Origin of the sequence: Streptomyces lavendulae subsp. lavendulae (assembly GCF_002803845.1) — a bacterium.
In the GTDB taxonomy this organism is placed as follows: Bacteria; Actinomycetota; Actinomycetes; order Streptomycetales; family Streptomycetaceae; genus Streptomyces; species Streptomyces lavendulae.
Map to the genome: position 1 here is coordinate 5,359,674 of NZ_CP024985.1, position 12,338 is coordinate 5,372,011.

The following is a 12,338-nucleotide window of genomic DNA, read 5'->3' on the forward strand; positions in this document are numbered from 1 at the left end:
CGTCTCAGCCGTAGACGATGCGGCGCAGCTGCCGGAGCGAGAGCTCCGGGGGCGCCACGGCGCGGTGCGGCAGTTCGGCGGCGATCCGTTCGAAGATCTCCGCGTTGACCGCGCCGCCCGACTGGAGCTCTCGGTGACGACGGCGGACGAACTCCTCGGTCGTCTCGTCGAAGTACGCGAGCACGTCGAGCACCACCCGGGCGGCCTCCCCGCGCTGCAGCGCGGTGCTGCGCACCAGGTGGTCGACGAGGTCGTCATGGGACGGGCGGCGGTCGAGCACCTGTAGATATTGACGGTCCACGGGCTGGAACGCAAAGATCCTGCCCGAAATCGGGCAGGATCTCGCTGGTCTGGACCAGAGGAATAGGTGATTCCGGCCGGGGTCGGTCAGAAACGGCCCAAAATGGCGGCCTTCGCCGCACTGAACTCCTCGGCCGTCAGGATGCCCGCCCGATGCAGTTCGCCCAGGTCGCGCAGGCGCCGCAGCAGGGTGTCGTGGTCCACCGGCTCGCCCGCCAGGGCCGCCCGGGACTCGGCCAGCGGCAGCGCGGCGGGCCCGGGGGCCGGCGCGGGCGCCGCCGGGTGCGGGAGCCGCACCGCCACGGCCGCCGCGACCAGCGCCATCAGCGGGTCCTTCTTGAAACCGAAGAGTTCCACCGTGTGCGGGTCGTACTTGGGCGCGGCCGCCGCCGTGGCGCCCTTCAGGGTGAACCGCAGCCAGCCGTTCTCCAGCCCCCTGGACGGCGTCCACTCCACCGACCGCACGTCGCCGACGCGGAACTCCCGCGGCCCGCCGGAACGCTTCGCCTCCTCCGTCGTCCAGTTCCAGTCCAGCAGCACCCGGTCCCCGTCGAAGGCCACCGACCCGTCACCCGCGCCGACCGAGATCGGAACGGCGGGCCCCGGCAGCAGATAGGCGTCCGAGGGGCCGGAATCGACCTGGTCCAGCAGCAGGGCGTTGCGCACCTCGTCGACGAAGTACTCCGCGACCCCGGTCCGGTCCGGCTCCACCGTCAGGAGATAGGGGTCGGAGGACTCCGGCAGCCGCCCGCCCGTCACCTGCAGCAGCGGGTCCGCCCCGTCCCGAAGCCGCAGCCGCAGCCGGCCCGCCTTGCGGCCCGGCTCGTGGCTGACCCCCGCGACGGCCCGCAGCGGTACGACCACCTCGCCGAGGTGCTGCCGGAGCGGTCCGACCCCCTTGTCGCGGCCGGGCACGATGCGCACCACGTCCCCGTCGAAGGTCCAAGTACCGTCCTTTTGGATGATTTCCGCCATGCGGGGATTCTCCCACCGGCAATCCAGGGCCGGTTGGCCTATACCTGGGCGCATGAGAGTCCTGCGACGCGCGCTCGGCACCCTCCTCGCCCTCGGGGCGGCCGTCTCCTGCACCGTGGCCCACGGCGACGACGCCAAGGCCACCGCCCGCCGCCCCGCCGCCCTCGCCCCCTACGAACGGCTCCTGCCCGCGCCCGCCTCCGCGCGGGCCGAAGGCGCCCCGTACGTCTTCGGGGCCGGCACGGTGATCCGTACGGGCGTGGGCGCGCCGGAGGAGGTCCGGCGGGTCGGCGAGCTCCTCGCGGAGCAGCTGCGCGGCCCCGGCGGGCTGCCGCTCCCGGTGGTCGACGGGGACGAGGGGGACGGGGTCCGGCTGCGGCTCGACACCGGCGACGCGGAACTCGGCGCGGAGGGCTACCGGCTGCGCACCACCCCCGCCGGGATCACCCTGACCGCCCGCACCCCGGCCGGGCTCTTCCACGCGGGACAGACCCTGCGCCAGCTGGTGCCGGTCCGGGGCGCGGGCGGCGTGCCCGGCGGGACGGTGGTGGACGTCCCGCGGTTCGCGTACCGGGGGGCGATGGTGGACGTGGCCCGCCACCACTTCCCGGTGGAGCAGGTGAAGCGGTACGTCGACCAGCTCGCCCAGTACAAGATCAACACCCTGCACCTGCACCTCACGGACGACCAGGGCTGGCGGATCGCGATCGACTCCTGGCCCCGGCTCGCGGAGTACGGGGGCGCGAGCGAGGTCGGCGGGGGGCCCGGCGGCCACTGGACCAAGGAGGAGTACCGGGACCTGGTGGCGTACGCGGCCGAACGGTACGTGGACGTGGTCCCGGAGATCGACATGCCCGGCCACGTGAACGCAGCCCTCGCCTCCTACCCGGAGCTGACCTGCGACGGGAAGGCCCCGGAGCGCTACACCGGGATCAAGGTCGGCTTCAGCTCGCTCTGCGTGGGCAAGGAGCGCACCTACGAGTTCATCGACCAGGTCCTCGGCGAGCTCGCGGAGCTGACCCCCGGCCGCTACCTGCACATCGGCGGCGACGAGGCCCACTCCACCCCGGCGGCGGACTACGCGGCCTTCATGGACCGGGCCCAGCGGGTGGTGGCGGAGCACGGCAAGACGGTGGTGGCCTGGCACCAGCTCGCGAACGCCCGCCCGGCGCCGGGCGCGGTGCTCCAGTACTGGGGCCACGACAGGACGGCCGCCGCCGAGAAGGCGGCGGTCGTGGCGGCGGGGAAGTCCGGCCACCCGGTGATCCTCTCCCCGGCCGACCACGCCTACCTGGACATGAAGTACGACACGGCGACGAAGCCGGGCCTGGCCTGGGCCGGCTACGTGCCCGTCCGGCGCTCCTACTCCTGGAACCCGGGCTCCTACCTCCCGGGTCTCCCGGAGTCCGCCGTCCTCGGGGTCGAGGCTCCCCTGTGGACGGAGACGGTCGCGAACCGCTCCGACTGGGAACTGCTGGCCTTCCCCCGCGTCCTGGGCCTGGCGGAACTGGGCTGGTCCCCGTCCGCCGCCCTCGACTGGACGGCGTACCGCGAACGCCTGGCCGCCCAGGGCCCCCGCCTGGAAGCCCAGGACATCACGTACTACCGGGCCCCGGAGGTCCCCTGGGAGTAGCCGGATCGGGGCCGCCGGCGTCCGTGCGACGATCTGACGATCTGACGACGGACGGCAAGAGGTCCGGTTCCCGGTGGGGCCGGACGGGGAGGGGCGGCATGAGCGGCGACGGAGCGGATCTCGGCGTCCCGGAGGCGGCGTCGGTGCGCAGGGCTGAGGGCGTCACGCTCGACGAGGCCGTCGAGGCGGCGAGGCCCTGTCTCGCCCGGGCCTTCGCCCATGAGCCGTGGACGATCGTCCTCCAGCCGGAGCTCAGCGAGGAACTCGACCTGGCCTGGGTCATCCGCTTCGACACGCAGGAGAGCATCGACGCCGGAGACCACTGGATCGGTCCGCTCACCAAGGTGGTTCTCGTCCCGAAGGACGGCGGCGCGGTGCGGTTCCCTCCGTCGCACCTGCCGATGGACGAGTTCCTGGCCTATGTGCGCCACGGCGGCTGGGAGTCGGCCTCGCTGGCGAGGACCCGTAGCGCCACGCCGTGGCAGCGGGCCCTGGAATGGCTCCTCACCACCTACCAGGGGCGCGTCGAGCTGGCCGGGATCGAGCCGGTCGCCGAGGACGCCGGGACGTGGCTGTTCGCCTGCCGGACCACCGAGCGGCCGGGGTACCCGCGCACGCCCATGCTGACCGCCTCCGTGGTGGTGCCCAAGGACCTGGGACGGCCCTTTCACCCGGCTTCCGACGACCCTTGGACCGATGCCGGGGAGTACACCCGGACCGAGCAGGAACGGGACCCCCAGGTCCAGGCGCGGCGGTTGAACTCGCGCGGATGTGTCGTGACCGTGGCCGCCGCCATCGCCGGGGCGCCGTCGACGCCCCTGCCGTGGCAGCCCGGGCACGAGGCGCCGGGGTGGTGGGAGCTGCTGCTCAAGCGATACTTTCCGACCTCCGAGCAGATCCGCTGCGGGAGCTGGGACGAGGTGATCCGGCGGGCCGGGGAGACCGGGCCGGACACCCAGGGCGTCGTGTGGGTGCGCCGGGTGATCCGCGGCACCGAGGTCAGCGGACACCTGCTGTACGTGCACCACAACAACGGCAGCGTCGTGTTCCTGGACGGAATGACCGGTGGCCTGGCGCGGCTGGACACCGTCGGTGTGCTGGAGCTGGTGTTCGCGCGACTGCGGCCGTAGCCCGGGAGAGCGGCGGGAACCGGGCCGGGCGGCGGAGTCGGGGCGGGCGGGCGACAATGAATGCGCGTTCCTGCGCCCGCGGCGACTCGCGCCCGGCGCACGGAGACGTCCGCGCCGACTTCGCGCCACGAGGAGCGGCGACGGGCGTGGTCATGGCCGATGCCGTGCCGGCCCGTGGTTCCTCCGGTGCCCCGGCATGGGCCCTCGTCGCAGTGCCTCACACCGGGGTATCAGATGAAACTGAAACCTTTCATAGCCTCGGCCGCAGTCATGTGCGGCCTGATCGCGTTCGGCCCGGCGCAGGCCGCGCCCGCGTTCGCGCGCGGCCTCTCGGAGCCGGGTTCGGCCGCGAAGTCCCCCGTCTGCGCCACCTCCGTCCCCCCGCCCGGCACCGGCTCCAACGTCAGTGCCGCCGACGCCGACAGCCTCGTACGGGCCCACAACGACGCGCGCCGGGCAGCGCTTCAGAAGTACAACCCCGCTCTGGCCCTGGTGTCGGTGACCTGGGACCCCAAGCTCGCCTGCGACGCGCAAGCCTGGGCCGACGACCCCGCCTCCAGCGCGGGAGGCGGACTCCACCACAGCAGCCGGGACACGAACGGCAACGAGGGCGAGAACCTCTTCGACGCCTTCCCGGGTCCGGCCCGTCCGATGATGGCGATGGACCCCTCGGTGGGCTTCAGCTGGATGGCGGAGAAGCCCGCGTTCGACGCGGACGGCAACGCCCCGGTCAATTCCGGCGCGCCCGCCGGGACCAACTTCCGGCTGTGGGGCCACTACTCGCAGATCGTGTGGATGTCCCCCGAGTCGGCCACCACCAGGATCGGCTGTGGCTTCACCGAGAACGTCCCCGTGGCCAAGAGCACCGGGTGGATCCTGGTGTGCCGGTACGCCGCCGCAGGCAACATCGGCGGCCAGCGGGCCATCCCGCCGGGCGGCGGCAGCCCGGTGCCGGTGCCCGTGCCGGCGGTCAAGCCGCCCTTCCCGCCCGGGGTTCCCGTGGCCATGGCCAAGCAGAACGACAACCTGCTGACCGCGCTGGCGGTGGACCGTGAGGGGTTCCTGAACGTGGCCTGGGTGGTCGGTACCGAGCCCTGGCACGACCCCGTGCGGTTCGGCCCCGCGGTCTTCCCGCCCGGGGCGCCGGTGGCCATGGCCAAGCAGAAGCCCGATCTGCTGACCGCGCTGGCGGTCGACAAGCAGGGGTTCCTGAACGTCGCGTGGGTGGTGGGTACGCAGCCCTGGCACGACCCGGTGCGGTTCGGGCCCGGGGTCTTCCCGCCCGGCGCGTCCGTCGCCATGGCGAAGCAGAACGACAATCTGCTGACCGCGCTGGCGGTGGACCGGGAGGGGTTCCTGAACGTGGCCTGGGTGGTCGGGACGGATCCCTGGCACGATCCCGTCCGGTTCGGGCCGGGCGTCTTCCCCGCCGGGGCGCCGGTGGCCATGGCGAACCAGAAGCCCGATCTGCTGACTGCCCTGGCGGTGGACCGGCAGGGGTTCCTGAACGTGGCCTGGGTGGTGGGCACCCAGCCGTGGCACGATCCGGTGCGGTTCGGGCCGGGTGTGTTCCCCGCCGGGGCGCCGGTGGCCATGGCGAAGCAGAACGACAATCTGCTGACCGCGCTGGCGGTGGACCGGGACGGGTTCCTGAACGTGGCCTGGGTGGTCGGGACGGATCCCTGGCACGATCCCGTCCGGTTCGGGCCGGGCGTCTTCCCCGCCGGGGCGTCCGTGGCCATGGCCAAGCAGCAGCCGGATCTGCTGACCGCGCTGGCGGTGGACCGGCAGGGGTTCCTGAACGTGGCCTGGGTGGTGGGCACCCAGCCGTGGCACGATCCGGTGCGGTTCGGGCCGGCCTCCTTCGCGCCCGGGGAATCCGTCGCCATGGCGAACCAGAAGCCCGATCTGCTGACCGCGCTCTCCGTGGACCGGCAGGGGTTCCTGAACGTCGCGTGGGTGGTGGGCACGCAGCCGTGGCACGACCCGGTGCGGTTCGGGCCGGGTGTGTTCCCGACCCCGTAGGGCACCTGGGGGCTCGTCGAGCCCGTAGTGCCCGGTAGCAGGCCCGGCACTCCTCGAAGGGACCGTATTTCGGGGAGTGCCGGGCCCGGGGGCCGTCAGCGCCGGGCGAAGGGCGCGACGGGGTTCTTGAGGGTGCCGATCAGCTGGAGGGCCGCCGACGGGTCGGCGAGGTCGACCATCTGCTTGTTGTTGCGCAGCTGCAGGCGGTTGAGGCAGGACAGCTGGAACTCGTCCGCGAACAGGTCGTAGCGGGCGAAGCGGTCCGCGAGGGCCGGGACCGAGTCCTGGTAGGCGTGGGCGCAGTCGGCCACGGCCCTCCAGAAGGTGTCCTCCTCGCAGATGCCCTCGGTGGCGAGGATCGGGCCGAGGAAGCGGAAGAAGCAGTCGAAGACGTCCGTGAAGACCGACAGCAGCTTCATGTCCTCCGGGATGTCCGCCCGGACCCGCTCGACCGCGGGCGGCAGGACCGCGTCCGGGTCCATGACCACGATCTCCTCGGCGATGTCCTTGAAGATCGCCCTCTGGACGACGCCGTCCTTGATGACCAGGATCGTGTTCTCGCCGTGCGGCATGTACGCGAGGTCGTACTGGTAGAAGCAGTGGAGCAGCGGGACGAGGTAGGCCCGCAGGTAGGAGGCCAGCCACTCGGCCGGGGTGAGGCTCGACTCCTCGATCAGCGCGCCGACGAAGGACTTGCCGTCCGCGTCCACGTGCAGGAGGGAGGCCATCGTGGCCAGCCGCTCGTCGCCCTCGACGAAGTTCACCGGGGACTCGCGCCACAGCGCGGCGAGCATCTTGCGGTACGGGGAGTAGCGGTCCGTCGCGCGCTCGTACTGGCGGTGGTGGTAGCCGATCGCCGCCCGCTCGCGGATGATCGAGAAGTCGACGGACCGCAGGACCTCGTCGTTCTCGATCAGCTGGTGCAGCCAGTCGTTGATGGCCGGGGTGGCCTCCATGTAGGCCGCGGACAGGCCGCGCATGAAGCCCATGTTGAGGACCGAGATGGCGGTCTTCACGTAGTGCTTCGTGGGGGTGGTGGTGTTGAAGAAGGTGCGGATCGACTGCTGCGCGAGGTAGGCGTCGGAGCCTTCGCCCAGCAGGACCAGGCGGCGGTTGGCGATCTCGGCGGCGAAGGTGACCGTGGTCTTGTTCCACCACTGCCAGGGGTGCACGGGCAGCAGGTGGTAGTCCGCGAGGTCCAGGCCGAGGGAGGCCATTTTCGCCGAGAAGAGGGTGAGGGCGTCCTCGCCGAGCTCCTCGCGGACGAAGGTGTCGTGGTCCAGGCCCGCGCCCGCCGTGAAGGTGGAGACGTCCTTGCGGGCGGCGACCCACACCAGGTGGACCGGGCTCGCGGTCTCCGGGGCGTACGAGAGGTACTCGTGCACGCCGAAGCCGAGCCGGCCGTTGTTGGCGACGAAACAGGGGTGGCCCTCGGTCATGCCGGTCTCGATGTCCTGGAAGGAGGACTTCGCGAGGACGGCGGAGGAGACCTGCGGCTTCGTGTACTTGTAGCCCGAGCCCGCCAGGGTGGAGGAGATCTCCTCCAGGTAGACGGGGAGGACCTCGGCGCTCAGGCCCAGGGTCCGCTGGAGCTCGATGTGGAAGTCGAGGGCGTCCAGCTCGGCCGGTCCGCCGTCGCGGTGGCGGGTGATGGAGGCCTCGTCCACCGACCAGTGGTCCAGCGCGTGCAGGGTCGCGGCGAAGCGGTACTCGACGGTGGCGTCGTCGCTGAGGACCGAGTAGAGGCCCGAGTCCAGGAGCTTCGGGGTCAGCAGGCGCTCGTGGGAGAACTCGGCGAGTGCCTTGCGGACCAGGGCGCGGTTCGCGCGGGCCCACAGCTCCGGGGAGAGGTGGGAGATGGCGTCGGACAGGCTCATATCGACTCCTGCTGGGTGGCCTCGAACTGCTCGCGGGTGCAGAAGCTGAGCAGGGCGGTCTTCTCCGGCTTGACGACCTCGCGCTCGGGGACGAAGCCGACGGCCTCGTTGAGGGCGTGGACGGCCTTGTTGCGGACGTCCGGCTCGACGACGACGCGGAGGTTCGCCGGGTCGGCGAAGAGCGAGGCCATCACCGTGGTGATCACGGCCCGGGTGAAGCCGCTGACCGGGGTGTCGGTCGGGGCGACCAGGAAGTGCATGCCGACGTCGCCGGGCTCGGCGTCGTACAGGCCGACCAGCTCCAGGTGCGCCGGGTCGTAGCTCTCCATCAGGAAGGCGGGCCGGCCCTCGTGCAGGCCGATGAAGGCCTGGTGGTGCTCGTGCGTGGTGATGCGCACGTACTCGCGCTCCACCTCGGTGAGCGTGGCGTCCTGCATCATCCAGAACGCGGCCTTGGGGTCGGTGACCCAGCCGTGGAGCAGCTCCGCGTCGGCGAAGGGGTCCAGGGGGCGGATCGCGAAGGTCCCGAGGACGGCGTCGGTGCGGGTGAAGAGGATCTCGGTGGGGGTGCTCATGCGTGCGTGCCTTCCGGGGCCGCGAACTGCTGGAACGCGATGGACTTCTCGACCTTGTAGTACTCGCGGCCGAGCAGCTCACCGACGATGTACGCGTTGCGGTACGCGGCCATGCCCAGGTCGGGCGAGGTGATGGAGTGGTTGTGGGTCGTGCCGTTCTGGAGGTAGACGCCCCGGCCGGTCGTGTCCACGCTGTAGTTGCGGGCCGCGTCGAGGCGGCCGTGGCCGTCGAAGTGCAGACGGTCGCGGACCGGCTCCAGGAAGCCGGGGACGACGTACTTGTAGCCGGTGGCGAGCACCAGGCCCTCGGTGGAGAGGGAGAAGTCCCGCTCCTGCTCCTCCTGACGCAGCCCCAGGGTGTAGGTGCCCGTGGTGGTGTCGTACGCCGTGCTGTTCAGGGAGGTGTTGGTCAGCAGGGTGGTCGGGACGGGGCCCGGCATGCTGATCTTCTTCTGGTAGAGCAGGTCGAAGATCTCGTTGATCAGGTCGCCGTCGATGCCCTTGAAGAGGTTCTTCTGCTGGGTTTCCAGGCGGTAGCGGGTGTCCTCCGGGAGGGCGTGGAAGTAGTCCACGTACTCGGGGGAGGTCATCTCCAGCGTCAGCTTGGTGTATTCGAGAGGGAAGAAGCGCGGGGAGCGGGTGACCCAGTTCAGCTGGTAGCCGTACGAGTCGATCTCCGCGAGGAGGTCGTAGTAGATCTCGGCCGCGCTCTGCCCGGAGCCGATCAGGGTGATCGACTTCTTCTTCTGCAGCTCCGCCTTGTTCTGCATGTAGGCCGAGTTGTGCAGGAAGTCGCCGCCGAGGTCCGCGCAGGCCTGCGGGACGTGGGGCGAGGTGCCGGTGCCCAGGACCAGGCGGCGCGCGAGGTGGGTCACGCCCTTGTCCGTGCGGACCTGGTAGAGGCCGGCGGCCTCGTCGTAGGTGACCTCGGTGACCGAGGTGGAGTACAGGACGTTGTCGAGCCGGTCGGCGGCCCAGCGGCAGTAGTCGTTGTACTCGGCGCGCAGCGGGTAGAAGTTCTCCCGGATGTAGAAGGAGTACAGCCGGTCCTTGTCCTTCAGGTAGTTCAGGAAGGAGAAGGGCGAGGTCGGGTCGGCGAGGGTGACCAGGTCCGACATGAACGGCGTCTGCAGGTGTGCACCGTCGAGGAACATGCCGGCGTGCCACTCGAAGTGCGGCTTCGACTCGATGAAGAGGCCGTCGAGCTCGTCGATCGGCGCGGTCAGGCAGGCGAGTCCCAGGTTGAAGGGACCCAGGCCGATGCCGATGAAGTCGTGGGGCTTAACGGTGGACGGCAAGGGATTCTCCCAGGAACTGCTCGGCGTGTGCGGCGAGGAGGTCGAGGACGGCCGCGATGTCGGACGTCGTGGTCTGCGGGTTGAGGAGGGTGAACTTCAGGTACTGGCGGCCGTCCACCTTGGTGCCGGCCACGACGGCCTCACCGGAGGCGAACAGGGCCTTGCGGGCGTGCAGCTGGGCCTCGTCGAGGAGGTCCGCGCGGTACTCGCCCTCGGTGGGGACGTAGCGGAAGACCAGGGTGGAGATCTGCGGGCGGACGACGACCTCGAAGCGCGGGTCGGCCTCGATGACCTCGTAGCCGGCGGCGGCCAGGTCGATGACCTCGTCGAAGAGCGAGCCGAGGCCGTCGGCGCCCATGACGCGCAGGGTCATCCAGAGCTTGAGGGCGTCGAAGCGGCGCGTGGTCTGGATCGACTTGTCGACCTGGTTCGGGATCCGCTCCTCGGCCATCCGGCGCGGGTTGAGGTAGTCCGCGTGGTAGGTGGCGTGCTTGAGGGTGTCGCGGTCGCGGACCAGCATCGCGCTGGAACTCACGGGCTGGAAGAAGGACTTGTGGTAGTCGACCGTGACCGAGTCGGCGTGCTCGATGCCGTCGAGGAGGTGCCGGCGGGTGGGGGAGACCAGCAGTCCGCAGCCGTAGGCGGCGTCGACGTGCATCCACGCGGAGTGCTCGGAGGCCAGGCGGGCGATCTCGGGGAGCGGGTCGATGGACCCGAAGTCGGTGGTGCCGGCGGTGGCGACGACGGCCATGGGGAAGAGGCCCTCGGCGGCGAGGTTCTCCAGCTCCAGGGCGAGCACCGAGGTGTCCATGCGGCGGTTGCGGTCGACCGGGACGGAGATGACCGCCTCGTAGCCGAGGCCGAGCATGGCGGCCGACTTCTGGACGCTGAAGTGGCTGGCCTCGGAGGTGAAGATGCGCAGCTTCGGCAGCAGTTCGGCCTTGGTGAGCTCGACGCCCCGGTCCAGGGAGCGCTTCATGACGATGCGGCAGGCCTCGTCGCGGGCCAGGAGCAGCGCGTGGAAGTTCGACTGGCTGCCGCCGGAGGTGAAGATGCCGTCGGCGCCCTCGCCCAGGCCGATGCGGCGGGCGGTCCACTCGATCAGGCGGCGCTCGATGAGCGTGCCGCCGATGGACTGGTCCCAGGTGTCGAGCGAGGAGTTGACGGCCGAGAGGACCGCTTCGCCGACCACCGCGGGGATGACCACCGGGCAGTTGAGGTGGCCCAGGTAGCGGGGGTGGTGGAAGTAGACCGCGTCGCGGAGGTAGACGCCTTCGAGTTCGTCGAGTGCGGCCGCGGTGTCGGCCAGCGGGGTGTCGAGGTCGATCGAGGCGATGACCGGGGCGAGCTCGTCGACGGATATGCCGGTGTGGGGTCGTTCCGTGGTCGCGAGTTTGGCGGCGACGCGGTCGACGCCCTCGGTGACGGAGCGCCGGTACAGGTCCGCGGTCGTCTCGTTCAGCAGATGCGAGCGCATCAACTTTCCTCCGGGCAGGGGGAGAAGCGGGTGGGGTGTGATGATTAGGTTAGCCTAACCTAATCATTCGGCCAAATAGAGAAGGGCCCCGGCATCGGCCGGGGCCCTTCTCTCGAACGCCGTTCAACGGCGGGCGCGTTGGCTACAGCTCGGACGCGGGGTCCTCGCTCGCGGCCTTGCCCGCGTACGCCTCGGCGAGCAGCTGTTCCTCGCTCGCGCCGAGGCGCCAGTAGCCGGTGAAGCGCACCGCGCGCCGGTCGACGGAACGTTCCTGCACCAGGTGGCGGCGTACCGCGCGGATGGTGCCGGCCTCGCCCGCGATCCAGGCGTACGGGGCCTCGGCGGCGGGCAGCTCGCTCTCCCGCACCCGCTGCACCACCTGTTCGGTCCGCTCCCGGCCCGCGCCCTTCTCGCGCACGATCCAGGTGACGTCCGCGTCCGCCGGGCCCGCCAGGGCGATCCGGTCCTCCTCGTGCGGGACCTCGAACCAGGCCTTGACCCTGGTGCCGGCGGGGAGCCGGTCCAGGATCGCCGCGGCGGCCGGCAGGGCCGTCTCGTCCGCGTACATCAGCACCGCGTCGGTGCCGGCCGGTGGCTGGAAGCGCACGGACTTGTTCTCCGCGACGGCCGGGCCGATCGCCATGATCCGGCGGCCGGTCACCGCCCTGCCCGCCCAGCGGGAGGCCGGGGAGGCGTCCCCGTGCAGGACGAAGTCGATGTCGACCTCGTCCGCGCCCTCGGCCGTGCGCCGCTGCTCGCGCACGGTGTACGAGCGCATCACGGGCCGCTCCTCCTCCGCCATCCCCCGCCACTCGGCGAACCAGGTGTCCTCGGCGGTGGAGGGGAGCTCGGTGTGCTCCCGGTGCTCGGGCGGCAGGAAGAGCGAGAGGCTCTGGTCGAAGCCCCCCGAGCGGAAACCGGCGAGGGACTCCCCGCCGAAGGTGACGCGCAGGAACGAGTGGCCGAAGCGGCGCGTGCGCAGGACTTCGAGGGTGAAGAAGCCGAAGCGGGCGGCGGATTCGGTGGCGGTCATGCGGAGGTTCCCCCC

At 71.1% G+C, this 12,338-nt stretch carries 10 protein-coding genes; 3 read left to right on the forward strand and 7 right to left on the reverse strand.

Going from position 1 to position 12,338, the window contains the following annotated elements; translation table 11 throughout:
- Positions 1 to 4: 4 nt before the first annotated feature.
- Positions 5 to 280, reverse strand: coding sequence for a hypothetical protein (locus tag SLAV_RS23820; protein WP_030008735.1), 276 nt, complete (start codon positions 278 to 280; stop codon positions 5 to 7).
- A gap of 107 nt (positions 281 to 387) precedes the next feature.
- Complete coding sequence (locus SLAV_RS23825) at positions 388 to 1,275, reverse strand: DUF4429 domain-containing protein (RefSeq protein WP_030229463.1); 888 nt, start codon at positions 1,273 to 1,275, stop codon at positions 388 to 390.
- A gap of 52 nt (positions 1,276 to 1,327) precedes the next feature.
- On the opposite strand from SLAV_RS23825, the gene SLAV_RS23830 reads away from it, so the two are divergent.
- From SLAV_RS23830 to SLAV_RS23840, 3 genes are all read left to right on the forward strand, one after another.
- Positions 1,328 to 2,908 carry a beta-N-acetylhexosaminidase gene (locus tag SLAV_RS23830; protein ID WP_030229464.1) on the forward strand — a complete coding sequence of 527 codons (1,581 nt, stop codon included), beginning with the start codon at positions 1,328 to 1,330 and terminating at the stop codon, positions 2,906 to 2,908.
- 98 nt (positions 2,909 to 3,006) lie between these two features.
- Positions 3,007 to 4,038 (forward strand): toxin glutamine deamidase domain-containing protein, encoded by a 1,032-nt coding sequence (locus tag SLAV_RS23835; protein WP_051840781.1) that lies wholly within the window; start codon positions 3,007 to 3,009, stop codon positions 4,036 to 4,038.
- Between the two features lie 234 nt (positions 4,039 to 4,272).
- Positions 4,273 to 6,063 carry a CAP domain-containing protein gene (locus SLAV_RS23840; protein ID WP_159038062.1) on the forward strand — a complete coding sequence of 597 codons (1,791 nt, stop codon included), beginning with the start codon at positions 4,273 to 4,275 and terminating at the stop codon, positions 6,061 to 6,063.
- Between the two features lie 95 nt (positions 6,064 to 6,158).
- On the opposite strand, the gene SLAV_RS23845 is transcribed toward SLAV_RS23840, so the two are convergent.
- From SLAV_RS23845 to SLAV_RS23865, 5 genes are all read right to left on the reverse strand, one after another.
- On the reverse strand, positions 6,159 to 7,940 hold the full coding sequence (locus SLAV_RS23845; protein ID WP_030229469.1) for an IucA/IucC family protein: 1,782 nt from the start codon (positions 7,938 to 7,940) through the stop codon (positions 6,159 to 6,161).
- Positions 7,937 to 8,515 (reverse strand): GNAT family N-acetyltransferase, encoded by a 579-nt coding sequence (locus tag SLAV_RS23850; protein ID WP_037687109.1) that lies wholly within the window; start codon positions 8,513 to 8,515, stop codon positions 7,937 to 7,939. The genes SLAV_RS23845 and SLAV_RS23850 overlap by 4 nt, the downstream gene beginning before the upstream one ends.
- Positions 8,512 to 9,813 (reverse strand): lysine N(6)-hydroxylase/L-ornithine N(5)-oxygenase family protein, encoded by a 1,302-nt coding sequence (locus SLAV_RS23855; protein ID WP_030229473.1) that lies wholly within the window; start codon positions 9,811 to 9,813, stop codon positions 8,512 to 8,514. The genes SLAV_RS23850 and SLAV_RS23855 overlap by 4 nt, the downstream gene beginning before the upstream one ends.
- Positions 9,797 to 11,290: a pyridoxal phosphate-dependent decarboxylase family protein gene (locus SLAV_RS23860; RefSeq protein ID WP_030229475.1), complete on the reverse strand. Its 1,494-nt coding sequence runs from the start codon at positions 11,288 to 11,290 to the stop codon at positions 9,797 to 9,799. The genes SLAV_RS23855 and SLAV_RS23860 overlap by 17 nt, the downstream gene beginning before the upstream one ends.
- A 142-nt stretch (positions 11,291 to 11,432) precedes the next feature.
- The gene (locus SLAV_RS23865) at positions 11,433 to 12,323 is read right to left on the reverse strand and encodes a siderophore-interacting protein (protein ID WP_030229477.1); all 891 of its coding nucleotides are present in this window, start codon (positions 12,321 to 12,323) and stop codon (positions 11,433 to 11,435) included.
- Positions 12,324 to 12,338: the final 15 nt, after the last annotated feature.

What these genes read in the sequence shown, in the direction of transcription:
- SLAV_RS23825 (WP_030229463.1), bottom strand. Translation starts at nt 1,275, where the DNA reads ATGGCGGAAATCATCCAAAAGGACGGTACTTGGACCTTCGACGGGGAC.
- SLAV_RS23830 (WP_030229464.1), top strand. Translation starts at nt 1,328, where the DNA reads ATGAGAGTCCTGCGACGCGCGCTCGGCACCCTCCTCGCCCTCGGGGCG.
- SLAV_RS23835 (WP_051840781.1), top strand. Translation starts at nt 3,007, where the DNA reads ATGAGCGGCGACGGAGCGGATCTCGGCGTCCCGGAGGCGGCGTCGGTG.
- SLAV_RS23840 (WP_159038062.1), top strand. Translation starts at nt 4,273, where the DNA reads ATGAAACTGAAACCTTTCATAGCCTCGGCCGCAGTCATGTGCGGCCTG.
- SLAV_RS23845 (WP_030229469.1), bottom strand. Translation starts at nt 7,940, where the DNA reads ATGAGCCTGTCCGACGCCATCTCCCACCTCTCCCCGGAGCTGTGGGCC.
- SLAV_RS23850 (WP_037687109.1), bottom strand. Translation starts at nt 8,515, where the DNA reads ATGAGCACCCCCACCGAGATCCTCTTCACCCGCACCGACGCCGTCCTC.
- SLAV_RS23860 (WP_030229475.1), bottom strand. Translation starts at nt 11,290, where the DNA reads ATGCGCTCGCATCTGCTGAACGAGACGACCGCGGACCTGTACCGGCGC.
- SLAV_RS23865 (WP_030229477.1), bottom strand. Translation starts at nt 12,323, where the DNA reads ATGACCGCCACCGAATCCGCCGCCCGCTTCGGCTTCTTCACCCTCGAA.